Annotated in this window: 23 protein-coding genes; 10 read left to right on the top strand and 13 right to left on the bottom strand. The window is 62.9% G+C overall.

Annotated features, from left to right (window positions below):
• Positions 1 to 212 precede the first annotated feature (212 nt).
• The 3 genes from FEZ59_RS25325 to FEZ59_RS25315 are packed head-to-tail and all read left to right on the top strand — an operon-like array spanning position 213 to position 3,072.
• Positions 213 to 1,322 (top strand): Re/Si-specific NAD(P)(+) transhydrogenase subunit alpha, encoded by a 1,110-nt coding sequence (locus FEZ59_RS25325; protein WP_047889211.1) that lies wholly within the window; start codon positions 213 to 215, stop codon positions 1,320 to 1,322.
• Complete coding sequence (locus FEZ59_RS25320; protein ID WP_003941319.1) at positions 1,322 to 1,645, top strand: NAD(P) transhydrogenase subunit alpha; 324 nt, start codon at positions 1,322 to 1,324, stop codon at positions 1,643 to 1,645. Before FEZ59_RS25325 ends, FEZ59_RS25320 begins: the two co-directional genes overlap by 1 nt.
• Positions 1,645 to 3,072 (top strand): NAD(P)(+) transhydrogenase (Re/Si-specific) subunit beta, encoded by a 1,428-nt coding sequence (locus FEZ59_RS25315; RefSeq protein WP_020970092.1) that lies wholly within the window; start codon positions 1,645 to 1,647, stop codon positions 3,070 to 3,072. Before FEZ59_RS25320 ends, FEZ59_RS25315 begins: the two co-directional genes overlap by 1 nt.
• Positions 3,073 to 3,443: 371 nt before the next feature.
• Here the strand turns inward: FEZ59_RS25315 and FEZ59_RS25310 are convergent, their stop codons facing one another.
• Genes FEZ59_RS25310 through pdhA form a run of 5 tightly spaced genes read right to left on the bottom strand, consistent with a single transcriptional unit; the run spans position 3,444 to position 8,637 of the window.
• Positions 3,444 to 4,097 (bottom strand): hypothetical protein, encoded by a 654-nt coding sequence (locus FEZ59_RS25310; protein WP_020908349.1) that lies wholly within the window; start codon positions 4,095 to 4,097, stop codon positions 3,444 to 3,446.
• Between the two features lie 29 nt (positions 4,098 to 4,126).
• Positions 4,127 to 5,332 (bottom strand): MFS transporter, encoded by a 1,206-nt coding sequence (locus tag FEZ59_RS25305; RefSeq protein ID WP_019749231.1) that lies wholly within the window; start codon positions 5,330 to 5,332, stop codon positions 4,127 to 4,129.
• 10 nt (positions 5,333 to 5,342) lie between these two features.
• The gene (locus FEZ59_RS25300; RefSeq protein WP_172933384.1) at positions 5,343 to 6,578 is read right to left on the bottom strand and encodes a dihydrolipoamide acetyltransferase family protein; all 1,236 of its coding nucleotides are present in this window, start codon (positions 6,576 to 6,578) and stop codon (positions 5,343 to 5,345) included.
• Positions 6,575 to 7,552: an alpha-ketoacid dehydrogenase subunit beta gene (locus FEZ59_RS25295; RefSeq protein ID WP_172933383.1), complete on the bottom strand. Its 978-nt coding sequence runs from the start codon at positions 7,550 to 7,552 to the stop codon at positions 6,575 to 6,577. The genes FEZ59_RS25300 and FEZ59_RS25295 overlap by 4 nt, the downstream gene beginning before the upstream one ends.
• Positions 7,549 to 8,637, bottom strand: a complete 1,089-nt coding sequence (gene pdhA / locus FEZ59_RS25290; protein ID WP_172933382.1) for a pyruvate dehydrogenase (acetyl-transferring) E1 component subunit alpha — start codon at positions 8,635 to 8,637, stop codon at positions 7,549 to 7,551. Before pdhA ends, FEZ59_RS25295 begins: the two co-directional genes overlap by 4 nt.
• Before the next feature lie 221 nt (positions 8,638 to 8,858).
• Between pdhA and FEZ59_RS25285 the strand changes: the two genes are divergently transcribed.
• The gene (locus FEZ59_RS25285) at positions 8,859 to 9,887 is read left to right on the top strand and encodes a phosphotransferase (protein ID WP_172933381.1); all 1,029 of its coding nucleotides are present in this window, start codon (positions 8,859 to 8,861) and stop codon (positions 9,885 to 9,887) included.
• Here FEZ59_RS25285 and FEZ59_RS25280 read toward each other — a convergent pair.
• The 3 genes from FEZ59_RS25280 to FEZ59_RS25270 are packed head-to-tail and all read right to left on the bottom strand — an operon-like array spanning position 9,884 to position 12,078.
• Positions 9,884 to 10,333: a thioesterase family protein gene (locus FEZ59_RS25280; protein WP_172933380.1), complete on the bottom strand. Its 450-nt coding sequence runs from the start codon at positions 10,331 to 10,333 to the stop codon at positions 9,884 to 9,886. The two genes, FEZ59_RS25285 and FEZ59_RS25280, sit on opposite strands and share 4 nt — an antisense overlap.
• Complete coding sequence (locus FEZ59_RS25275; RefSeq protein ID WP_172933379.1) at positions 10,330 to 11,568, bottom strand: benzoate/H(+) symporter BenE family transporter; 1,239 nt, start codon at positions 11,566 to 11,568, stop codon at positions 10,330 to 10,332. The genes FEZ59_RS25280 and FEZ59_RS25275 overlap by 4 nt, the downstream gene beginning before the upstream one ends.
• Positions 11,569 to 11,604: 36 nt before the next feature.
• Positions 11,605 to 12,078 carry an Lrp/AsnC family transcriptional regulator gene (locus FEZ59_RS25270; protein WP_003941284.1) on the bottom strand — a complete coding sequence of 158 codons (474 nt, stop codon included), beginning with the start codon at positions 12,076 to 12,078 and terminating at the stop codon, positions 11,605 to 11,607.
• Between the two features lie 102 nt (positions 12,079 to 12,180).
• Between FEZ59_RS25270 and FEZ59_RS25265 the strand changes: the two genes are divergently transcribed.
• Both FEZ59_RS25265 and FEZ59_RS25260 read left to right on the top strand, forming a co-directional pair.
• On the top strand, positions 12,181 to 12,804 hold the full coding sequence (locus tag FEZ59_RS25265) for a LysE family translocator (protein ID WP_003941342.1): 624 nt from the start codon (positions 12,181 to 12,183) through the stop codon (positions 12,802 to 12,804).
• A 22-nt stretch (positions 12,805 to 12,826) separates the two neighbouring features.
• Complete coding sequence (locus FEZ59_RS25260; RefSeq protein WP_172933378.1) at positions 12,827 to 13,663, top strand: sulfurtransferase; 837 nt, start codon at positions 12,827 to 12,829, stop codon at positions 13,661 to 13,663.
• A 1-nt stretch (position 13,664) separates the two neighbouring features.
• Here the strand turns inward: FEZ59_RS25260 and FEZ59_RS25255 are convergent, their stop codons facing one another.
• Together FEZ59_RS25255 and FEZ59_RS25250 are read right to left on the bottom strand one after the other, a co-directional pair.
• Positions 13,665 to 14,126 (bottom strand): DUF6328 family protein, encoded by a 462-nt coding sequence (locus FEZ59_RS25255; RefSeq protein ID WP_003941357.1) that lies wholly within the window; start codon positions 14,124 to 14,126, stop codon positions 13,665 to 13,667.
• A gap of 13 nt (positions 14,127 to 14,139) precedes the next feature.
• Positions 14,140 to 14,958, bottom strand: coding sequence for a shikimate 5-dehydrogenase (locus FEZ59_RS25250; RefSeq protein WP_060938998.1), 819 nt, complete (start codon positions 14,956 to 14,958; stop codon positions 14,140 to 14,142).
• 127 nt (positions 14,959 to 15,085) lie between these two features.
• On the opposite strand from FEZ59_RS25250, the gene FEZ59_RS25245 reads away from it, so the two are divergent.
• Entirely contained in the window at positions 15,086 to 16,660 is a 1,575-nt protein-coding gene (locus tag FEZ59_RS25245; protein WP_020908339.1) for a molybdopterin-dependent oxidoreductase, read from the top strand.
• Here the strand turns inward: FEZ59_RS25245 and FEZ59_RS25240 are convergent.
• Entirely contained in the window at positions 16,647 to 17,282 is a 636-nt protein-coding gene (locus FEZ59_RS25240; protein WP_172933377.1) for a TetR/AcrR family transcriptional regulator C-terminal domain-containing protein, read from the bottom strand. The two genes, FEZ59_RS25245 and FEZ59_RS25240, sit on opposite strands and share 14 nt — an antisense overlap.
• A 158-nt stretch (positions 17,283 to 17,440) precedes the next feature.
• Here FEZ59_RS25240 and FEZ59_RS25235 point away from each other — a divergent pair, with 158 nt between their 5' ends.
• The gene (locus FEZ59_RS25235) at positions 17,441 to 18,673 is read left to right on the top strand and encodes an amidohydrolase family protein (RefSeq protein WP_172933376.1); all 1,233 of its coding nucleotides are present in this window, start codon (positions 17,441 to 17,443) and stop codon (positions 18,671 to 18,673) included.
• Position 18,674: 1 nt separating this feature from the next.
• Here FEZ59_RS25235 and FEZ59_RS25230 read toward each other — a convergent pair whose 3' ends face one another.
• A complete protein-coding gene (locus tag FEZ59_RS25230; RefSeq protein WP_172933375.1) occupies positions 18,675 to 19,376 on the bottom strand; it encodes a DUF1524 domain-containing protein in 702 nt (233 codons plus the stop codon).
• Between the two features lie 80 nt (positions 19,377 to 19,456).
• Positions 19,457 to 20,377 (bottom strand): NADP-dependent oxidoreductase, encoded by a 921-nt coding sequence (locus FEZ59_RS25225; RefSeq protein ID WP_172933374.1) that lies wholly within the window; start codon positions 20,375 to 20,377, stop codon positions 19,457 to 19,459.
• Positions 20,378 to 20,469: 92 nt separating this feature from the next.
• Between FEZ59_RS25225 and FEZ59_RS25220 the strand changes: the two genes are divergently transcribed.
• Together FEZ59_RS25220 and FEZ59_RS25215 are read left to right on the top strand one after the other, a co-directional pair.
• Positions 20,470 to 23,286, top strand: a complete 2,817-nt coding sequence (locus FEZ59_RS25220) for a DEAD/DEAH box helicase (RefSeq protein ID WP_172933373.1) — start codon at positions 20,470 to 20,472, stop codon at positions 23,284 to 23,286.
• On the top strand, positions 23,283 to 24,056 hold the full coding sequence (locus tag FEZ59_RS25215; protein WP_007726128.1) for an SWIM zinc finger family protein: 774 nt from the start codon (positions 23,283 to 23,285) through the stop codon (positions 24,054 to 24,056). The genes FEZ59_RS25220 and FEZ59_RS25215 overlap by 4 nt, the downstream gene beginning before the upstream one ends.
• Positions 24,057 to 24,156: the final 100 nt, after the last annotated feature.

Genomic DNA, 24,156 nt, shown 5'->3' with positions numbered 1-24,156 from the left:
TCGGCCTCACAGTAGGCTTCTCAAGGTATGTCCAAACATACTGTTCGGACTCGATTCAGATGGAGAAAGTGCGTCGTCGGTTTCCCTACGCCGCGGTAACTCTGGCTACTATCAGTCACCATTCACCCAAAAGCGGGTCATCTTCCGCTCATCACATGCTGGTTGCCGCTCGTCGCAGCAGGCGAACCACCAACCGCAGAAGGTAATGGAAAATGGAAACATCGAAGAGCGCACAAGTGCGTCCGACGGTCGGCGTCCCTCGAGAATCGAGTGATGGTGAGCGTCGGGTCGCATTGGTGCCGAAAATTGTGTCCGCTTTGATCGGCAAGGGCGTCGACGTGGTCGTCGAGTCCGGGGCCGGTCTCGGGGCGTTGATTCCCGACGAGTTGTACACCGCTGCCGGCGCGAAGATCGGCGATCCGTGGACTGCTGACGTAGTGGTCAAGGTTGCGCCCCCGTCGACAGAAGAGATCGCCCGGATCAGTACCGGCGCGAAGCTCATCGGTTTCCTGAATCCGCGTAATGCGGACAACCGCATCGCCGAGTTGAAGGCCGCCGGCATCGAGGGATACGCAGTGGAGGCGATTCCTCGTATCTCCCGCGCGCAGGTGATGGACGCGTTGTCCTCGCAGGCGAACGTGTCGGGGTACAAGGCTGTTCTGTTGGCAGCATCGGAGTCGACGCGGTTCTTCCCGATGCTCACCACCGCTGCAGGCACGGTGAAGCCTGCGACCGTTCTGGTGCTCGGAGTGGGTGTGGCAGGTCTGCAGGCGCTGGCGACAGCCAAGCGCCTCGGTGGCCGCGCTACCGGGTACGACGTGCGTCCTGAGGTCGCCGACCAGGTGCGTTCGGTGGGTGCACAGTGGCTCGACCTCGGAATCGATGCGGCGGGTGAGGGTGGATACGCCCGCGAGTTGACCGACGACGAGCGAGCGAAGCAGCAGCAGGCACTCGAAGATGCGATCAAGGGCTTCGACGTTGTGATCACCACTGCTCTGGTTCCGGGTCGTCCGGCGCCGCGCCTGGTCACCGCTGCCGCGGTCGAAGGCATGAAGCCGGGCAGTGTCGTGGTCGACCTCGCGGGTGAAACCGGTGGTAACTGCGAGCTGACCGAGCCGGGTCAAACCGTCGTCAAGCACGGCGTGACCATTTGCTCTCCGCTGAATTTGCCGGCGTCCATGCCTGAGCATGCGTCCGAGTTGTACTCGAAGAACATTTCCGCGCTGATCGAACTGATGTTGGTGGAAGGTGCATTGGCGCCTGATTTCTCCGACGAGGTTCTGGCCGGTGCGTGCGTCACCCGTGAAGAGAAGGGCGCCTGATGTACACATCACTACTGGCGAACATCGCGATCCTGGTGTTGTCCGGGTTCGTCGGTTTCGCTGTGATCTCCAAAGTTCCGAACACCCTGCACACCCCGTTGATGTCCGGCACGAACGCCATCCACGGCATCGTCGTCCTGGGTGCGTTGGTCGTCCTGGGCAAGGTGCACGATCCCTCGATCGGGTTGCAGATCATCTTGTTCGTCGCGCTCGTCTTCGGAACCGTGAACGTTGTCGGTGGTTTTGTGGTCACGGACCGCATGTTGGCGATGTTCAAGGCCAAGCCGGCCGCCAAGTCTGTGTCGAAGGATGGTGACCAGTAATGGAATACCTGGTCAATGCGCTCTACATTGTCGCGTTCTCGATGTTCATCTACGGCCTCATGGGCCTTACCGGCCCGAAGACCGCAGTCCGCGGCAACCAGATCGCCGCGGTCGGCATGCTCATCGCCGTCGTTGCAACTCTGATCTCCATTCGTGATGCGGAAATGGGGAACTGGATCCTCATCGCTGCCGGCCTTGTCATCGGTGTCGTGCTCGGCGTCCCGCCGGCGCTGCGCACGAAGATGACGGCCATGCCGCAGTTGGTGGCACTGTTCAACGGTGTCGGCGGCGGCACGGTCGCGTTGATCGCGTACGCGGAATTCCTGGACTCGGACGGGTTCACCGCTTTCCAGCACGGCGAGTCGCCGACGGTGCACATCGTCATCGCTTCGCTCTTTGCTGCGGTGATCGGATCGATCTCCTTCTGGGGCAGCGTGATCGCGTTCCTGAAGCTGCAGGAAACTCTGCCTGGTCGTCCGATCGGAATCGGTAAGCTCCAGCAGCCGCTCAATGCGCTGCTGCTCATTGCCGCCGTCGCATTCTCGGTAATCATCGGTATCAAGGCGATCTCACCGGAAGGCCCAACCAGCTCACTGTGGATCGTCGGCGTGCTCGTACTCTCGGGCATCCTCGGACTGATGGTCGTGCTGCCCATCGGCGGCGCGGACATGCCCGTCGTCATCTCGCTGCTCAACGCTCTGACCGGTTTGTCAGCTGCTGCTGCAGGTTTGGCGCTCAACAACCAGGCGATGATCGTCGCCGGCATGATCGTGGGTGCTTCGGGCACCATCTTGACCAACCTCATGGCCAAGGCCATGAACCGGTCCATCCCGGCCATCGTTGCCGGCGGCTTCGGTGGCGGCGGCGAAGCGCCGTCCTCCGACGGCGTCGTGCGCACGGCAAAGGCGACCTCGGCCGCCGACGCGGCTATCCAGATGGCCTACGCCAACCAGGTCATCGTCGTACCCGGATACGGACTTGCCGTCGCGCAGGCTCAGCACGCGGTCAAGGACATGGCGAAATTGCTCGAGTCGAAGGGCGTCGAGGTCAAGTACGCCATTCACCCGGTCGCCGGCCGTATGCCCGGTCACATGAACGTTCTTCTCGCAGAGGCGGATGTCTCGTACGACGCGATGAAGGAAATGGACGACATCAACGACGAGTTCTCTCGTACCGATGTCACCTTGGTGATCGGCGCGAACGACGTCACCAACCCGGCGGCGCGCAACGATCCGAGCTCACCGATTCACGGAATGCCGATCCTCAACGTCGACCAGTCGAAGTCGGTCATCGTGCTCAAGCGTTCGATGAACTCCGGTTTCGCCGGTATCGAGAACCCGCTCTTCTTCGCGGAGGGCACCTCGATGCTCTTCGGTGATGCCAAGAAGTCGGTCTCCGAAGTAACCGAGGAGCTCAAGGCGCTGTAGCGCGCGAGTTCGGAAGGGGCGTCCACTCGTAACCGCGAGTGGGCGCCTTTTTCGTGTCCCTGTGCTGAAACGGCTTCTTGTGCTGAAACGACTTCTTGAAACGACAAAGGCGCCTGGTCCGAGACGAAACTCGGAACAGGCGCCTCTGGCGACGTTTTACGGGACCTCGGGGGTTTCGGGGTCGGAAGAGAAGCCGGAAAGTAGTTCGATCAACTTCTGGATCAGTTCGAGCGGGTTCAGATCTTCGAGGCTCACGGTAAAGACTCCTTCGCTGTGGAACTACTTGATTCGGACATTTCAGAACATACGTCATGCCCCGCGGTCGCGGGAGGGCTTAACGGCGAGAATCTCTGAATCACAAAGATTTAGGACTAAAGTCGGATGCTCCGGTGCCTTGAGAACGCGATTGCTGCCGTATCCGGGCGTAGCGCTTCACGTTTCGCGGCGATGGGCGATCGCGCCATCAAAATGGCTGCAGCACAGGCCCATACCAGAGCGATCAGAACGCCAGCTATCACTCCGAAAAGGCCGCTCAACTCGGCGGCCAGTGCGCTGGCACCGATCGCAGCAACCCCCACGAATCCGAGACCGGCGACTACCGGACGCCACTGCGGGGCGGAGATCAAGATCGCCGAGCAGTACAGCGCGGTCGCCGCTGCCACGTGACCGCTGGGCAACAGGTCCTGGGGCACATCGGGGAGCCAGGAACCGAATGCCGCGTTGGTGAGATTGGCGCCCATTCCGAGGAGCAGGATCGCGCCGATGCCGTATGGCAGTCCGCGGACCATCGAGACGACGGCCAGAGCAGTAGTGGCTGCGAGTACAGCGGTGACGTCGAATCGGCCTACCGTCCACTCGGCAAGTGCGCGCACCTGTTCGGGGACGCTCACCCCAGGCGAGGTGGGTCGCACGAAATACAAGACGCCCAGCGCTACGACGGCGATCGCAGCAAGGACGAGGAAACGAGTGGTTGTGGAGGGAGCGGGGTGCTGGGTGGAGGTCGAGACGGTCACGAGTACCAGCATCCCTGTTGAGTCTGTGCCGATCGTGAGGATCAGCTGTGAGGTCTGTAGGCGGTCGGAGAATCGCGCCGAACGACACCCGCACAAGCCGCTGCGACCAGGACGCATGCAAACGGGATCAACATTGCTGTGGTGAGAGGCACAAGCGTGGTGACCCAGCCGATGGTTGCCGGACCGGCGAGGAATCCGATGTATCCCATGCCGACGACGCGAGACATGTTGGTGCCGGCCGAACCTGAGCCCAGATTTCCCGCCGTGGTGAAGATCTGCGGAATGCATCCCGACAGGCCGGCGCCGAACAGGGCCCAACCGAGCAACGTCAGTGGTAGCCAGCCCGACACCACGACGGTCAGCATTCCGATGGACGAGAGCAACGCACCGTAGCGAACCACTGCCACCGGGCCGACTGCCGCGCTGATCCGATCCGCGGTGAATCGGCCGACGGTCATCATGGCGGAGAATGCACCGAACGACAGTGCAGCAACGGCATTCGAGACACCCAGATCTTCCTTGACCTGCAGTGCGCTCCAGTCGTTTGCCACTCCCTCGGCCAGCATCAGAACAAAGGCGAGGGTTCCGAGGGCAAGTACGCGAGCCGAGAATCTGCCGTGTGTCTTTCCGGTAGTCGACGCGGTTTCGGCATGCACGTCGACGTGAGGGAGCAGGGGTCGCGAGCACAACCAGACCGCGAGCAAGCCGATTGCCGACGCGATGCTGAGCGTGACGTACGGCGGAAGATCCAGTGCGAGAGTGCCGAATCCGATGACGGACCCTAATACGCCGCCGACCGAGAACATGCCGTGAAAGGCCGCCATGATCGGGCGCCGGTACAACTGTTCGGCCTCGACAGCCTGCGAGTTCATCGACACGTCCAACGCGCCGTTCGCGAAGCCGAATACAACAAGTGCAGCGCCCAGTTGCCAGGTGTTCGTGGCAAATCCCGGGCCGAGAGTGGCGAATGCCAGCCCGCTACCCGCCAGGATGACCATGCGCCTGCTGCCGTATCGATCGGCGAGCGGACCGCTCAATTGCATACCGGCAATGGCTCCGACAGCAAGAAGGAGAAGCAGTGAGCCGAGCGTCGAGTGACTGATTCCCACACGGTGTTCGATGGACGGAATGTGGACGACCCACATCGCGAGCAGAAATCCGTTGATGCCGAAGATGCCGAAGATGCCGGCCCGGGCGCGTACCAGGGCGGAGGTGGGGACTACTCGGTCGGTGGGGTTGACGCTCACTCGTTCCTTTTTACAGGTGAGACAGCAACAGGTCCGGGTCCGCGAGCATCTGTGCGACAAATGAGAGGAATCTCGCGGCCTGCTCACCATCGAGTATCCGGTGGTCGAACGTCAACGTCAGTGTCGCGACGCTCCGCGCTTCGATCTTGCGCTCGATTACCCAGGGACGCTCGCTCACTGTGCCCAGGCAAAGGATGACGGCTTCTCCCGGATTGAGGAGCGGAATGCCCCCGTCGACGCCGAAGACTCCGACATTGGTGATCGTGACGGTGCCACCGGTCAGGTGATGGACATCGGTCACTCCCGCGCGGGCAGCGACGGTCAGTTCGGTCACCGCGCGTGCAAGTTGGACCAGGCTCAGCGTCTCGGCGCTTTTGATGTTGGGCACGGACAGTCCACGTTCGGAGGCGACGGCGATGCCGAGATTCACGTGATCGTCGATGACGGCGTCGCCGCGGGCCTCGTCCCAGTGCGCGTTCACCATCGGGTGCGACGAGATCGCCGTAACCAAGGCCTTGGCCGCGAGAGTCAGCGGAGTGAGAGAAAGTCCGGTGAATGCGTCCGAGGGACGGAGCCTGCCGAGTAGTTCCATCGAAGGCGTGACATCGGCGGTGAGGAAGACGCTGGCCTGAGGGGCACGGGTACTGGCGACCATCGCCGACGCCATCTGTTTCCGCATGCCGGACGAGACCGGCTGTTTCTGCATACCGGATCCGGCCGGCCGCGGAGCTTCATTCGACGCGGCCTTCACGCGAAGCGCGTCTGCGACGTCCGCTGCCGTGACGGCACCGTCGAATCCACTTCCGGCGATTTCGCTCAGATCGATGCCGGCTTCGCGGGCCGCGCGCCGCGCCGAGGGTGTTGCGGGCCGACGCTCGGTACTCGCCGCGGATTGCGAGTGTGGCGTGATCCTGTTCCGTCGTCGGCTCGGTCTCTCCGCCGCGGGTCCGTATCCGACCAGCACGCTCGGAGACTGTGAATCACTTGGAGACGGTGAATCTGCAGGCTCCTCGATACGGATGATCGGAGTACCCACCGGAACGGTAGTGCCAGGTTCGACGAGGAGTTCTCTGACAACGCCGACGTAGGGCGACGGCAGTTCGACAAGAGCTTTGGCTGTCTCTACCTGGGCGAGAACTTGATTGAGTGCCACCGTGTCGCCGACGCCGACCGTCCATTCGACCAGATCGGCGGACGTCAGGCCCTCGCCGAGATCCGGCAACCGGAATTCGTGCCCGGTACTCATGCTGCCAGCGTCCGGTCGAGTGCTGCGAGGATCCGGTCGGCGTCCGGAAGGTGAAATCGCTCGAGCTTGGCGGGTGGGTAGGGGATGTCGAATCCGGTGACCCGCAGGATCGGTGACTCGAGCTGATAGAAGCAGTGTTCCGCGACGTGTGCTGCGATTTCGGCGCCGATGCCGAGAAACTTCGGCGCCTCGTGGACGACGACCAGCCGTCCTGTCTTGTTCACCGACGCCTCGATCGTGTCGAAGTCGATGGGGGAGAGTGAACGCAGATCCACGACCTCCAGATCGTGGCCTTCTTCTTCGGCGATCCGCGCGGCGTCGAGCGCGGTGGCGACCATGGATCCGTACGCAACTACTGTCGCGTCGTTCCCCGAGCGAGCGACTCGGGCACGGTGGAGCGGAAGCTCGGGCGCGGCATCGGTATTCACGTCGGCGGTATCCCAGTAGCGCCGTTTGGGTTCGAGGAATATCACCGGGTCGTCGGCCGCAATGGATTGGCGGATCATGTGAAAGCCGTCGATCGGATTGCTCGGGTACACCACCCGCAGTCCCGCGGTGTGAGCGAAGTACGCTTCCGGCGACTCCGAATGATGTTCCACCGCACCGATTCCGCCGCCACTGGGAATGCGAATCGTCAGTGGCGCAGAGGCAGCGCCTCGGGTGCGGTAGTGGATCTTGGCCACCTGCGAGACGATCTGATCGAAAGCCGGGTAGACAAACCCGTCGAACTGGATTTCGCAGACAGGCCGATATCCGCGCAAGGCAAGACCGAAAGCTGTTCCCACGATCCCTGATTCGGCGAGGGGCATGTCGATCACCCGAGTGTCGCCGAAGTCCTTCTGCAGGGCATCGGTAACCCGGAATGCGCCGCCGAGACGGCCCACGTCCTCTCCCATGATGACAACGCGACGATCGTCTTCGAGTGCGCGTCGCAGGCCGGTGTTGAGCGCGGTCACCAGATTCATGACGGTCATGACGAAGCCCCTTCCATGCTGCGGAGATACGCGCGATGCTCTTCGCGTTCAACGTCGATCAGTGGGTGTGCCTCGGCGTAGACGTGATCGAAGAGCGCTGACGGGGGTGGATCGGCAAGCGCGATGGTTGCGCGTCGCAGTCCAGCTGCGACGTCGTCGGCCGCCGCCGCGATGGTGCTGAGTTCGTTTTCTCCGAGAAGATCGCGACGGCCGAGGAACAGACGCAATCGCTCGAGCGGATCGCGGCTTCTCCACTCCGACATGTCGGTATCGGCGCGGTACCTGCTCGGATCGTCGGACGTCGTGTGCGGGCCCATTCGGCAGGTGATCGCCTCGATGAACGTCGGGCCGCTGCCTTCGCGTGCGCGATTGAGCGCCGAGCGCGTGACTGCGAGAACGGCGAGGACGTCGTTGCCGTCGACGCGGATCGCGGGGATGCCGTAACCGATCGCCCGATGTGAGATGGGCGTGCGTGACTGGAGGGATACCGGTTCACTGATGGCCCACTGGTTGTTCTGGCAGAAGAAGACAACGCCGACACGGAAACTGGCGGCAAATCCCATCGCCTCGGCGATGTCGCCCTGACTTGTGGCGCCGTCGCCGAAGTACGCGATCGTTGCGATCTCGGCGCCGTCCAGGTGTGCGCCGAGTGCGTATCCGGTGGCGTGCAGCCCTTGGGAGCCGACGACGATCGCCGGATTGGTGACGTTGAATTGTTCTGGATCCCAACCGGAATGGGAGATTCCTCGCCACATGGTGGTCAGCAATTCGGGGGGAACTCCCCGGCAGTACGCGACGGCATGTTCGCGGTAGCTGGTGAACGCGAAGTCGTCTGGGGCGAGCGCTCTCGCGGAACCGACCTGGGCGGCTTCCTGGCCCAGCATCGGAGCCCACAAACCTATTTCGCCTTGACGCTGCAGGGCAACAGCTTCGGTGTCGATTCGGCGACTCACGACGAGATCGCGATACAACGACAGCAGTTCGTCAGGCCCGATGTCTGTTATCAGACGGTCGAATTCGGGACGGCACACTCGTGCGCCGTTCGGTTGGATGAGTTGGACCGGATAATCGAGGTTGTCGATCATCTTCGCTCACCTCGGTTTCTGCTCATGCCCGGCGCGCCTCGTGAGTACGCCGCACAATCCCGATGTGTTGTATGCAGTTGTCGCTCTACCATCAGGATCCCCCTGATTGGGAAATCCGCAAGTATTTTCACTGCCGTATCAAGACCCGAACTGCGAACTGGCGAGTAACAAACGTGTCGGTACGGCCAACCGATCGGAATTCAACCGCTAGCATCGGTGCGGTGACTGCAGTCGGTTTGAACGAAGAAGCTGTTTCCGCGTGGATCGCCGAACTGGGGGTCGGCGCTACGACACCACTGACTTTCGAGAGGATCGGTAACGGGCAATCGAACCTGACCTACTCCGTGACGGATGCGGGCGGAGGACGGTGGGTACTGCGCAGACCTCCACTCGGCACGTTGTTGGCGTCCGCGCACGACGTCGTTCGCGAGCACCGCATCCTGTCCTCGCTCCAGGGAACCAAAGTGCCGGTTCCGAAGATCCTCGGCATCACGGAAGATCCGGAGATCACGGACGCTCCGCTGGTCCTCATGAGCTACATCGACGGCGTTGTGATCGACGGCGTTCCAGTGGCTCAGAAGTTGACCGAGGACGAGCGTCGCGCGGTTGGATTGGCGATGCCGAAAACCCTCGCAAGCATCCACGGGGTCGACCTCGAAGAGACCGGCCTCGACGATCTGGCCAGCCGCAAGCCCTTTGCCGAGCGTCAGCTCAAACGGTGGTCGGCGCAGTGGGAGAAGTCGAAGACCCGCGATGTTCCGGACGTCGACAGGTTGGCCGAGATTCTGCACCGAAACATTCCGGAACAGAACGAAGTGACCTTGGTTCACGGCGACTTCCACCTCAACAACGTCATCACCGACCCGGTCGAGGGGCGCATCGTTGCCGTCGTCGACTGGGAGTTGTGCACATTGGGGGAGCCGCTCGCGGATCTCGGTGCGCTACTCGCGTACTGGCCGGAAGCCGGTGACAAAGTTGCCGGTCCGTTCATGGCGTCCACGCTGGAAGGCTTCCCGAACCGCGACGAGTTGGTCGCTGCCTACGTCGAGGCGACCGGCCGCGACGTGTCAGCGGTCGGATATTGGCACGTACTCGCTCTGTGGAAGCTCTCGATCATCGCCGAGGGTGTGCTGCGACGCATTCTCGACGATCCGCGTAACAAGGCCGAGCACGGCGGCCCGACGGTCGCGCTGATCGACGGAATCGTTGCACGCGCCGTCTTGACGGCAGGTCAGCTCGGTCTGAGCTAGTTTTCGGTCAAGGTCTCGGCTGCTGATCTGATCGCAGCCGGGATCTCCACCGGCTTACGGGTGTCGGCATCGACGTAGACGTGCACGAAGCGACCAGTCGCGGCAGGTTCCCAATGGCCGTTTTCGACCTCGTGGAATATCGCCAGGGCGTAGACGATGCTCTTGGTGCCCAGCTTCTCGACGGAGATACCCACCTGCAACTGCTCGGGGAACGACAGTTCGCTCAGGTACCGGCACGACGTCTCGGCGACGACGCCGATGGCAGGCAGATTGCGGATGTCGGTTCCAGTGGAAGACATCAGCCAGGCGTTGACCGCGGTGTCGAAGTACGAGTAGTAGGTCACGTTGTTGACGTGGCCGTAGTGATCGTTGTCGTCCCACCGCGTCGGGACGGGCCAGAGAACGGGAAACTCGCTGATCGACGGGGGCGTCTGCGCTGTGCTCACGGCTTCGACTGTAGTGAGGACTTTCGCGAGAGTGAGGGCAGGGTGGTGCCCTGTAGGACTGCACGCACGATCAGCCCCACTAACAGCGCCCAGAATGCCGAACCGATTCCCAGGATACTGACCCCGGATGCGGCGATCAGAAACGTGACCACGGCGCCTTCACGTTCACTCGCCTCGCTCAGCGCCGACGTGAGGGCGCCGGCAAGCGTTGCCAGGAGCGCCAGTCCGGCAACAGTTTCCACGACTCCGGCCGGTGCGGCGGCTACCAGAGCGGCCACCGCGGCCGCGCCGGCAGCGAGAACGAGATACGCCCAGCCTGCGGTGAAGGCAGCGATCCATCGACGTTTGGGATCCGGATGTGCGGTGGGGGCGGCGGCCAGGGCCGCGCTGATCGCCGCGAGGTTGATCGCATGGCCACCGGCCGGTGCGCCGACGATGGTGCCGATACCCGTCACGATCATCGACGGCCGCCAGGGAACGGTGTAGCCGAACGAATTCATCACGGCCACACCGGGAATGTTCTGCGAAGCCATCGTGACGATGTAGAGGGGAATCGCAATGCCGATCATTGCCTGCCAGGTCCACGACGGCGCGGTGAGATCGATGCGGGGAATCATGGCGCCGGCGTCGAGCACTCGATCCGACGTGACGAGGCTGATCCCGATCACGACCGCTGCTGTGAGAAACGCGAGCGGAACCGCCCATCGCTTGGAGAAGCGCTGCGCGGCAAGCCAAACCAGGATGACGGGCGCGACCGCTGCCGGTGCGTCCCGGACGGCGATGATCGGCGCCAGGCACAACGGCATCAGAACCCCGGCGAGCATCGCTTGCGCGAGGGGCGTCGGGATTGCCGAGATGATCCTTCCGAGCGTCGGCCACAGTCCGGTCAGCACGATCGCGATTCCGACGACGATGAATGCTCCGACCGCGGCCGGCCACCCACCCGCGACCGCTCCGGCGCCGGCGAGCAGAGCGGCACCGGGCGTCGACCAGGCCAGGGTGATCGGCATCCGATACCGGCGTGAGAGCCAGAGCATTCCCAACGCTTGGGTCACACACAGAACCAGCAGTCCGGACGCCGCCTCGGTCGCATCCGCACCGACAGCCGCGAGGCCGGTGAGCACCACCGCGAACGAACTGGTGAAGCCGACGAGGGCCGTGACGATGCCTGCGCTCATCGGTTGCGAGTTGCTGCGAACGGCTTCCGGTTCGGTGGTATCTGTGGAGTCCGACATGGTCAGTGATTCTGCCCGACCCGCCCCAGACCCGATTTACCTGTCCGGTCGGATGGGTGAGGTGACCGCTTTGCCGTAGATGAGGTGCGTTTGGGCGTGCCAGACCTCGGGATGTGCGGCGAGGTGGTCGATCAATACTCGCTGTAGATGAGCACTGTCACGGACCGCGACGTGGAGGAAGAAATCCTCAGGCCCCGAGACGTTGAAGAGCGCAAGCGTTTCCGGCAGTGCTAGGGCGTCGGCGGTGAACCGGTCGACGAGGTCGCGGCGGTGTGGTCGCAGTTGAACGGCGATGATCGCCTGCATCGACCGGCCAACGGCTGCCGGATCGACAACCGCGTGGATACCGCTGATCGTTCCGTTGGCACGTAGGCGTCGTACGCGCTCGTGGCACGAGGACGTCGCCAAACCGACTCGATCGGCCAACACCTTGTTGGTGATCGACGCGTCGTTCTGCAATTCGGCCAAAATCTTCCAGTCCACCGGATCCAGAGGCTCATTCTTCGTCATCTGCCGAACTATATCCGGAGTCGTTTTGAACTTCCCGGATCCAGTTGCACACTCCTGGCATGAACATGTGTCTCGAATCAGCTCGGGTGTGAGGTATTTCGGATGAGTGTCGGTCAATGGCTCGCTTTCGGCTCCCTGCTATCCATCGTCTTGTTCACGCCGGGACCGGATTTTGTCCTGATCCTGCGTCATTCCCTGGCAGATCGTCGGACCGGCGCGGTGGTGGCCGCCGGCGTGATTTCCGGGCTCTTCGTTCACACCGCTGCCGCGTCACTGGGTCTCTCCGCACTTGTGGCGACACGGCCACAGTTGCTCTCCGCGCTCACATACGCCGGGGCGGCATATCTGACCTGGCTCGGCATCTCCGCGATTCGAAGTGCTTTCAAGGCCCGAGCCTCGGACGAAGGAATTCCGGCAGCGAAAGAACCGATCGCGGTCACCACGGCATTTCGCTACGGCTTCCTCTCGAACTTGCTGAACCCGAAGGCGCTGTTGTTCTTTCTCGGGTTACTCCCGCAATTCATCGAGCCGGGTGAAGGCGCAGGGCTGCGCACGTTGATGTTGGCGGGCGCGACGGTGGTCGCCGCGGCACTGTGGTGGGCGATCGTGGTGGTGCTGGCGGCCGGAGCCGGCAAGAAGCTGCGTCGTCCTGGCGTCGGCAAGCGAATCGACGTGGTGACGGGAGTGTTGTTGGTGGGTCTCGGTGCCTTCTTCGGGGTTGCATGAGTGGTCGTGTCAGGATGGGCTCATGACACTTCCCGTGCTGATCGACGTCGAAGAACTGTCCGCTCTCATCGAGGCCGGCGCTGCGCCGCGATTGCTCGATGTCCGATGGGCGCTGGGTGATTCGAACGGCGAGCAGCATTTTCGCGACGGCCATATTCCCGGCGCGGTCTTCGTGAACCTCGACGAGGAACTTGCCTCGCCGCCGTCGCCGGACAAGGGAAGGCATCCGCTGCCGAGTCTCGAAGACCTGCAGGACGCTGCGCGTCGTTGGGGAATCGACGACGGTGATTCGGTGGTGCTTTACGACGCCACCGGCAACACGGCCGCTGCCCGTGGTTGGTGGCTGCTGCGGTGGGCCGGGCTCTCGGATGTCCGACTGCTCGACGGCGGACTACAGGCCTGGGAGTCCGCGAGACTGCCGTTGGCGGCCGGTATCGGTGAGTCAGCCACTCCGGGCAATGTGACTTTCGCCGGCGGCAACATGCCGACGGTCGACATCGACGGCGTCGGCGACTGGACGCGTGCGGGCGGTGTGCTTCTCGACGCCCGAGCAGGGGAGCGGTACCGCGGCGAGGTCGAGCCGATGGATCCCGTCGCAGGGCACATCCCCGGTGCGGTGAGCGCGCCGACCGCGGAGAACATCACCGGCGACGGTCGGTTCCTGGACGCGACCCGCCTGCGTGAGCGGTTCGCCGGACTGGGCGCCGGAGACAGTGTCGCGGTGTACTGCGGATCCGGAGTAACTGCAGCGCATGAGATTGCGGCACTCGCGATCGCCGGTTACGACGCGACGCTGTTCCCGGGCTCGTGGTCACAGTGGTCGAACGACAGCACTCGCGCCGTCGACACCGGAGCCTGAGTCAGCTCTTGGTGCGATCGATGAATGACGGCACGAGAAACCACAGTGCCGTGAACATGATCGCAGCGCACGCTGCCAAGACCTTCGCAGCAACTCCGCCGACGGCGACCTCGGCGATCAACAGGACCGTGCCGGTCATGGAGGCGGCGAGAAAGGCTATGCCGCACAGGGCGAATCGGTTGGCCACGGGCAATATGTTCTCGCGGTGCCCACGGCGGAAGAGCATGCGATGCCAGACCGCGGGTGCCATCAGGAACCCGAACGAGATGGCAACAAGTATCACCGTCACCAAGTGGATGCCGCGGATGTACGCCGACGCTTCCTCGTAGCGTTCGGTGAATGCCACGGCCAGCAAGAAGGCAAACAGGATCTGAACGCCAGAGAGCGCGACGCGCAGTTCTTGCAACAACTCGTTGAAGTTCCGCGCGAGTTGTTGAGGTGGAGTCTCCCCGGTCTCGTTCACGGCGACGTGGTTCCTACGCCCGTGAGTATTCCGACGCTCGCTGGATCTGCTCCGCGCTCGGACGCACGCCGGTGTAGAGCACGAACTGTTCGGCGGCCTGAAGGGCAATGACCGACGCTCCCGTGATCGCCGTCTTGCCGAGTTCGGTCGCCAACGCGATCAGTGGCGTGTTCGCAGGCATCGCGACGACGTCGAAGACGACATCGGCGTCGCGCACTGCTTGTTCGGGGAACGACAGTGCATCTGCTTCTGCGCCGCCGGACATACCGATCGGAGTGGCGTTGATCAGCACACCGGGACGAAGCTCGCCGAGTTCGGCCTGCCAGTCGAAGCCGTACTGCTTCGCGAGCGACGACCCCACTTGCTGGTTGCGGGCGATCACGGTGACGTCGGTGAATCCGGTGTCGCGCACCGCGGCGACGACTGCTTTTGCCATGCCGCCGCTGCCGGCGACTGCGACGGACAGGCTCGTGTCGACGTCGTTGTCACGCAGTAGATCGGCCACCGCCTGATAGTCGGTGTTGTAGGCGTGCAGCACTCCGGACTCGTTGACGATCGTGTTCACGGAGTCGATGGCGCTGGCCGAATCATGCATGACGTCGATGTGCTCGATGACCTGTTCCTTGAACGGCATCGACACCCCGCAGCCTCGAATCCCGAGTGCTCGGATGCCGCCGATCGCGGCTGGCACGTCTTCGGTGGTGAAGGCTTTGTAGACGAAGTTCAGGCCCAATTCCTCGTAGAGGTAATTGTGAAACCTCGTGCCGATGTTGCTCGGTCGCCCGGAGAGCGACATGCACAGGAGCGTGTCCTTGTTGAGGTCGACGGTCATTGTCCCCACTCTAATCGCGAGTTCGGCGTAGTTCTTGATAAAGGAGTGCACCCATCCGGATGTCCCGCAGCGCCGAATATCGGGTATCCGATCGAAGCACCACTCGCACCGACAGAGCCGAGACGACATGGTCACACAGAACATCGACGAGCATCCGAGCACCGAATCTCGTCCACCGCGTCGTAGATGGGCTGCTCACGCGATCTCCGGGGTCTTGGCCGCGGCTGTCGTCCTGGGCGTCGGTGAACTGGTGGCGCTGCCGATCAACCCGGACGCGTCGCCCTTCTACGCCGTCGGGGCAACGACCGTCGACCGAACCCCGGCGTGGGCTCGCGAGTTCGCAATCGACACCTTCGGCACCAACGACAAGCCGGCGCTGTTCATCGGAATGTCGATATTGATCGTTCTGCTCGGTGCGGTGGCCGGGCTGTTGGAACGGCGCCGCCGCCCGATCGGCAGTGTCATCCTTGTCCTTCTGGGCGCGGTTGGTGTGTATGCGGCGATGCAGCGCCCGACTGCCGATGCGATGTACGTGTTCCCGACCCTGGTCGGTGTGGTGGCGGGCGTCGCAACCTTGCGGCTGCTGATCACACAGTTGGAGGTGCCGCTCTCGCCTGGCGTCGCCGACTCGTGGTTGCCTCGTCGTCAGTTCCTTCTGCTGGCAGGTGCGGCGTTGGCAGTGGCTGCGGCAGCGGGTGCCGCCGGGAAGTTCGTGGGGCAGAGAATCGCCGGAGCAGTAGCGAATCGTGAAGACTTTGTCGTGCCCACTGCCGCTGACCCGGCGCCGCCGATTCCAGCGGGTGCGGACATCGCGATTGCGGGTGCGTCGACGTACATCACGCCCAACGACGACTTCTATCGAATCGACACTGCACTCCTCGTTCCGCAATTGACGACGGATTCGTGGGAACTGCGGATTCACGGAATGGTGGACCGCGAGATGACGTTGTCGTTCGACGATCTGGTGGCGAGAACGCCCATCGAGCGAGTCATCACGCTGACGTGTGTTTCCAACGAGGTGGGCGGCGTTCTGGCCGGGAACGCGAAGTGGATCGGTTATCCCATGAAGGACCTGCTCGACGAAGTCGGTGTCCATCCCGACGCCGACATGCTCCTGTCGACCAGCGTCGACGGCTTCACAGTCGGCACCCCGGTCGAGATAGTCACCGACGGCCGTGACGCGATTCTCGCCGTGGCGATGAACGGTGAGCCGTTGCCGTTCGAGCACGGTTATCCCGTTCGGCAGGTAGTTCCCGGCCTGTACGGTTTCGTCTCCGCTACCAAGTGGGTGACGGAGTGGGAACTCACGCGTTTCGACAAGGTCGAGGCCTATTGGACCCAGCGCGGTTGGGGTGCGCAGGCACCGATCAAGACGTCGTCGCGTATCGAGGTGCCGGCGGCTTTGGCGCCGATCGAGCCGGGCCAGGTGCTGGTTGCGGGAACGGCCTGGGCGCAGCATCGCGGGATCGAGAAGGTCGAGGTTCGCGTCGACAACGGCGAATGGCAACCGGCGACACTGGCGCAGGAGTACTCGATCGACACCTGGCGTCAATGGTCGTGGATGTGGGATGCAGGCTCAGGTTTGCACACCGTGCAGGTCAGAGCGACGGATTTGGACGGGAACGTTCAGGTGGAAGAGCGCACTCCGCCGATTCCCGGTGGAGCCACTGGATGGCATACGAGGTCGTTCACCGTGAAGTGACAGGTAGATCCGAATGGGATTCGGTATACAGGCGGACGACGCACTGGGCCATCCATCCAGCGATCAGCGTTCGCAGGCCGAAGTCGAAGGTGTCGTCGGTTCGCAGTGGGTTCGCGGCCTCACGCGTGACCTCGCTCGGGTTGGAGGATTGAGTCCACGCGACATCCGGCGTCGAGAGTTTCACGACGGATCCGAGAACCAGACTGTCCAGCGTGGAAATTGCGTGACGCGTATCGGTCGAATCGAAACCCCCGTCCGAAAATGCTTGAACCAGTGCAGTATCGATATCAAAAGTCACCTCGGTGCGGACGCTGCGTGTCATGAGTAGCGGGATGAGGCGCCAATGTTCGACGGCAGCTCGGCGATATGCCCACCCCCACGCGCTGATCCGTTCGCTCCATCCTGCGGGTGGGTGGGGGACGGAGATCGACGACATCACGCGGATGCGCATGAGTTCGACGATCTCGGATCGACCCGAAATATGTGTGTAGAGCGAAGACGGAGTCACGTTCAGTTGCTTGGCGATCCCGGGCATGGTGAAGTCGCCGGTTGCGTCGACAGCATCCAGAGCCGCGTCGGTGATGTTTCCCGTGGACAGTATCGGCTGAGTGGGACGCGGCATCGATTCTCCTGGTGAGGGATTCGTCGGCAATCTCGGACTTGATCGATTGATGACAACTCCTTGATTTCGGGAGCCGGTATGCATCATACTAACCGAACCCTATTCGGTATGTCGGCGGAATCTTCCGGCGATCGGTACACGTCGGAGGAACATTCAATATGTCTGTCGTATGGCTGACCGGTGCAACGATCATCGACGGCACGGGCGCGGACCCGATCGAGAACTGCGCTGTTGCCGTGGAAGATGGCCGCATCAGTGCACTCGGTGGCACGCCGCCTGCGGGGGCGGAGGTGCTGGACTGCACCGGGCTGACAATCACTCCCGGCCTCATCGACGCACACGTTCATCTCGGTGGATCGAGCGATCTCGCACCGAGCCTGCGGCGTCAGATCTCGGTAGCCGAGCTCGCTGCAGACATGTTCGCGACCTGCGCATCGACCCTCGACGGGGGATTCACCACTGTTCGTGACTGCGGCGGAATCGACGGTGGACTCGCCGGAGTTGTAGCCTCGGGCAAGATTCCGGGTCCGCGGATCATTCAGTGCGGCCCGATCCAGTGCCAGACCGGTGGACACGGACACCTGGCGGCCGAGTGGGAGCCGACTTCGGACTGGTCCGATCATGACATCCCCGGATTACGTTGTATGTCTCTGCTTTCCGACGGTCCGCACGAAATGCGAAAGAACGTTCGCGAGACGTTCCGCAGGGGTGCGGACTTCCTCAAACTGTGTGTCACCGGGGGAGTGGTATCCACTCATGACAAGCTCACCGATACCCAGTTCACGGTCGACGAGATCGAAGTTGCCGTCGAGGAAGCCAATGCGCGCGGTACCTATGTCACGGTGCATGCCCACAACAACGAGGGAATCCGAAACGCTGTCACTGCCGGCGCGAAATGCGTCGAGCACGGCTCAGGTATCGACGACGAGACTGCCAAGTTGATGGCCGAGCACGACGTCGCGTTGGTGCCGACGTTGGCTGTGGTGCAGGCGCTCTCGGACAGTGCGGCGTCAGCAGGTCTACCCGAATCGATTTCGGCTCGGATCGGCCAGATGATGCAGGGTCAGATCGACGGGCTTCTTGCTGCTCGAAATGCCGGCGTCAGAGTGGGATTGGGATCGGACCTCATCGGTACCGATCAAACGGGCCGGGGAATGGAGCTAGTCCTGCGCGCCAAGGTCGAAACCCCGATGGACGCATTGGTTTCCGCTACCCGGATCAACGCCGACATTCTCGGCATCGCCGACGAGGTCGGCACCATCGAAGTCGGCAAGTTCGCCGACTTCGTTGCATTCCGCGGCAATCCGTTGACTGATCCGTCCATCTTCGCCGATCGTGAGCGCATCGCACTCGTCATTCAGAGCGGTCGAGTGGTGAAGGACGGCCGGTAGCTCAACAGCGAGTGGCGAGTTCTGTCAACGCCGAGTGATCCGCCCGGCTGACCGGTAAGTCGTAGGAAATCGCGACGGTCAAGTACTTGCCGGCGTAAAAGCATTGGTATGCCGGATTGGGCGGCAACCACTCACTGGGCGTGCTGTCGCCTTTCGACTGGTTGTCGGGGCCGTTGACGGCCAACAGGTTCAGTGACGTGTCGTTCGCGAACCTCATCCGAAGCGCGGGCGTCCAGGAGTTCGCGCCGAAGTCCCAAGCCGCGGCGAGTGGGAAGACGTGGTCGATCTGGACGGACTCGGCCTGGCTGCGTTCGAATTCGATGCGATCACCGGAGTACGGGTCGGTCATCGCGCCCGACAGTACGACGCAGTCACGTGTTCCCGGTTTGAACACCACGTCCGAGAGATCATTGGCCAGAACGTTGTTGCGGGTATCGCACCCGTCGTGGCCACCAGGTGCGTCCTGGTCGTCGGACCAAGCGGGGCCGAAGACGCAAGCCTCGCCGTTACCGCAGCCGCGCTCGTATCCACCCGGATGTGGTCGGTTGTCGACAATCGCGGTCCGGGACAGCAGCGATTCGAGCTCCGATCGTGTCGGGCTGCCCGGGGCCGAATCGAGACGCTCGTCCCCGAACCATCCGCAGGACGCGACGAGACATACGAGCGCGAGCGTCGACAGGATCGCAGATAACCGTGCAACCACCTGTGCCCCCGTCCGTTGTAGACGGTGATTCAACGCCGCCCGTCGTCGACCGTGATTGAACCATCGCGGGCCGACAGGAATCAGCCGAACTCGATCACCACTTTGCCGGGTGCATGGCCGTCTTCGACTGCAGCGAGCGCTTCCCCAGCGCGGGAGAATGGGTAACGGCCGGACACGGACGGGTCGAGGGTCCCGTCGGCCACGAGCGCCGCGACCTCCGTGAATACTGCTGTAGTTCTTCGGCGTTCGACACCACCGCCGCCGAGCCGGCTTGCCGCCAGAGGATCGGCGATGCTCAGGATCGGCGCGTCCGGTCGGGCGACCTCAGCGCCGCGAGTGAGAGTGTCCCCGCCGACCAGGTCGAAAACCGCGTCCACTCCGTCTGGGGACAACGCGGACACTTTGCCTGCGAAGGCGTCCCCCGACGCAACCCACCGTGCTCCCGCTCCCTCGATCGCGGTTCGCTTGGACTCACTCGCGACGCCGATGACGTCGATGCCGCGAGACACCGCAAGCGCGGTCGTGCTTCGACCAACGCCGCCGCCGGCACCGAGGAGCAGGAGTGTTGCCCCGGGTTTCAGATCCAGACCGTGGAGAGCGTCGTAAGCCGTTCCCGCCGCAACTGTCAGCACCGCGGCATCGGCCCAGGACACGGTCGGCGGCTTGTGTGCTGTCGAGGAGACGTTGAGCAATGTCGACGCGGCGTAGCCGCCGAAGCCGGTAGCGGTAGCGCCGAACACTTCGTCGCCGACCTCGAACTCGGTGACCCGCGGACCTACTCCGATGACAACACCGGACACTTCGCGGCCCAGAACCGCAGGCAGCGTCACCGGGACAGTATCTTTTCGAGTACCCGCGCGAACTTTCCAGTCAGCTGGGTTGACGCCCGCCGCTCGGACCGACACCAGCAGTTGGCCGGCACCCGGTGGGGGCAGGGTGACGTCGAAGTAGGACTGTGTGTCGGGTCCGCCGTACTCGGTGAAGCCGTATGCCGTCGTCATGACTGCCAGCCTATTGCCCAGCCAGATCGGAAGGACGGTCCGGAAGGGTGGTGACGAAGAGCGGTGTCGGTGGCACCTGATTGGATGGTCGGATGCTGCATGGACTCTGGTCACCGGGATCGGGGCTCAAACTGTGGGTCGACGGGCACGACGGTGCCGGAACCGACGATCCGCGAGATCCGGTCAGTGCTGTCCTGCATCGTAAGTTCCGTCATCGTGTGAATGTCGCTATGCCGCCCGTGCCTGGCGGGCCTTTGCAGAGTGAGTACGCAGCTGTTGCGTTGGCGCCGCCGGACGCAGTCGCTCTCCTGCTGCGGTTCAAGGCCGACGATCAGCGAATCGCGGGAGACCTGCACTTTCTCGTGCACGTGGCGCGAGGAATCGACCGTTGGGTGCGCGCCGGCCGGGTGGTGCCGGCGCTGACGCGAGCCGAGGGTAGTTGGTGGCCGCGGTGGCAGTTGTCGGTGGGGGAACGCCAGCGCGCCTGGATCGGCGAATTGGTAGTGGCCATGCCGCCGGTGCAGCGGGCGGTCGGCTCGCCGAGGGCGACGATCGAAGACATCACGAACGAACTCACGGACCCGATCGTCCGTCGTGTTCTCGGTGACTCGCATCCGGTGGTGCAGACCCCGCTGTGGCAGGCCGTGTTGTCCGGGGACGCTTTCGACGACGTGTCGGTACGAGCGGCCGAGGGACTCGCCGAATGGGGATCCACGTTCACCGCCGGAGAGCCGGACCTGGTTCTGCGGCTGATCGAGCCGGAACTCGACGACAATTCCGATCCGGACGACGATGCGCTGTGGCGTCTGCAGGTGTGCCTGCGTCCCGAAGGCGAAGCGCCCGAGCGTGTTCGACTGCACCGGGCCGACCCTAAACGCATCCAGCTCGGCAGTCGGAAGCTCGAAGAGGCGATCAAGGCGTACCCACGTTTTCGCGACGTGCCGCGCGACGAAGACAGTCTCGATCTGTTGCTGCCCACGCCGGTCGTGATGGACCTGGTCGGACACGGCGCGATTGTCTTGCGAGAGCGGGGAATCACGCTGCTGCTTCCCCGCGCCTGGAACGTGGTGTCTCCTTCGCTGCGTGTGCGGGTGACCTCGGCGTCGTCTCCGATCGTTGCGGAGAATCGCACGGTCGGTATGGATCAATTGCTGGAATACGATTGGGAATTGGCGCTCGGAGACAAGGTACTGACCGCCGAGGAAATGACCCGACTCGTCGACGCGAAGTCCGATCTGGTCCAGTTGCGCGGCGAGTGGGTGCAGGCAGACAAAGACGTACTGGCCCGCGCGGCTCGTTTTGTCAGTCAGCGGCATTCGAGCGGGGACCGAGCGATTGTCGATCTGATCAAGGATTTGATCGCCGACGACCTCAACGACCTGCCGGTCGAGGAAGTGAAGGCAACCGGATGGGCTTCGGCACTGCTCGACCAGTCGGTGGCTCCGCGGCAGGTCGCGGTACCGTCGACGGTCAACGCGACTTTGCGTCCGTATCAACGACGCGGTCTCGACTGGTTGGCGTACATGAGTGCTCTCGGGCTCGGCGCGGTACTGGCCGACGACATGGGTCTGGGTAAGACGCTGCAACTGTTGGCGTTACTTGCGCACGAGAAGTCCAAGACAGCAACACTTTTGGTGTGCCCGATGTCGGTCGTGGGAAACTGGCAGCGTGAAGCGGCGCGATTTGTGCCGAGCCTGCGCGTCTACATTCATCACGGTTCGGATCGCGCTACCGGGGCGGAGTTGGAACAGGCAGTTCGTGAGAGTGATCTGGTGATCACCACCTACGCGCTCATGACCCGCGACGTCGCGGCGCTCAAGGATCTCGACTGGCGGCGCGTGGTGCTTGACGAAGCTCAACACATCAAGAACGCCAAGACATCTCAGGCCCGCGCTGCTCGCAGCATTCCTGCGGACCATCGCGTTGCTCTGACCGGAACACCGGTGGAGAACCGGCTGGACGAGCTGCGGTCCATCCTCGATTTTGCCAATCGCGGGGTACTCGGCTCTGAGCAGATGTTCCGCAAACGGTTTGTCGTGCCGATCGAGCGGGAAAAAGATCAACTTGCCGTCTCGAGACTGCGAGCCGTCACGTCACCCTTTGTGCTGCGACGGGTCAAGACCGATCCCTCCGTGATCGCGGATCTCCCGGAGAAGTTGGAGATGACTGTTCGAGCGAATCTCAGTGAGGAACAGGCGGCGTTGTACCGCGCCGTGGTGGACGAGATGATGGCGCAGATCAAGGGAACGGAAGGGATGAAGCGCAAAGGCGCCGTCCTGTCTGCGCTGACCAAACTCAAACAGGTGTGCAATCATCCGGCGCACTTCCTGCGCGACGGTTCGCCGGTGATGCGCCGCGGGCAACACCGTTCGGGAAAACTTGGCCTGGTCGAAGATATCGTCGAGTCGGTCACGGCCGACGACGAGAAGGTTCTGTTCTTCACACAGTTTCGTGAGTTCGGGGAATTAGTGGTGCCGTACCTGGCCGACCGGTTCACCACCGAGGTTCCGTTTCTCCATGGCGGAGTGTCCAAGGCTGGACGCGACGCGATGGTCGAGGCATTCCAAGGCGCAGACGGTCCGCCCATCATGGTGCTCTCGCTCAAGGCCGGCGGCACGGGCCTGAATCTCACAGCGGCCAACCATGTGGTTCACCTCGACAGATGGTGGAACCCGGCGGTTGAGAACCAGGCGACGGACCGTGTCTTCCGCATCGGTCAGAGAAAGAACGTGCAGGTCCGCAAGATGGTGTGTGTCGGAACTTTGGAAGAGCGAATCGACACGATGATCGCGAGTAAAAGTGAACTCGCCGAACTTGCAGTCGGGACCGGTGAGAACTGGGTGACGGAGATGAGCGTCGAGCAATTGGACGAGTTGTTGCGACTCGGCGACGACGCGGTGGGCGAATGAGTCCGCGCGGTAAAGGCCCCGATTTCAGCGAGTACACCGGGCCCCGGCGGCGAGCACCTGCGCCGGTCAAGCCTCGTCCAGCGTTCGGGAGAACGTTCTGGGGCAAGGCTTTTGTCCGCGTCGTCGAAGAGATCGGCGACAAACCTCGTGTCACGCGCGGGCGAACGTATGCGCGTTCGGGTCAGGTTTTGGCGCTCGACATCGAACCGGGAGTGGTGACGGCCGAGGTTCAGGGCAGCCAACTTCAACCTTTTGTTTCCACGCTGTCGATCGACACTCTTGATCAATCGGATATCGACGACATCATCACCAAGATCCGCCGAGTGCCGGGAAGCCTTGCCGCGCTGGTGTCCGGCACTGTCCCGGACATGCTTGCTGCCCAACTGATACCGGACGGCCCGTCGGCTTTCCGTTTCGACTGCACCTGCCCCGATGTCGGCTGGCCGTGCAAACACGCTGCGGCCGTGGCGTTCTTGACTGCCGAGCGGATCGACACCGATCCGCTGAGGTTGCTGAGACTTCGCGGGGTCGACCTGGAGCAGTTGATCGGGGGAGTGGAGGACGAGTCGACTGTTCCGGTAGACGTCGAGAATTGGTTCGGAATCGCGGCTGCCCTCCCCGCGCTACCGAAGGTGCAATTTCGACCGGCGATAGACGATCTCGATATCCGCCGTCTGCGTGAGGCGGTGGCGGCACTGGGATTGGACATGGCTCAGCAGAACGTCGCCTTGGACGAAATACGGTCCATCTACCGACGGTTGGACGGTTGAAATCGGACAACTCCGGACTGATGCTAGTTTCCTACCGTGAATTCCAGTATCGTTAATTGGACCGGTCCGGTCGGGACCTGCCCGCGATTTCAGATCGTTA

Source organism: Rhodococcus sp. MS13, assembly GCF_013277835.1.
In the GTDB taxonomy this organism is placed as follows: Bacteria; Actinomycetota; Actinomycetes; order Mycobacteriales; family Mycobacteriaceae; genus Rhodococcus_F; species Rhodococcus_F erythropolis.
The sequence above is the reverse complement of the archived record's forward strand: the minus strand, read 5'-3'. Positions and strand labels throughout refer to the sequence as shown.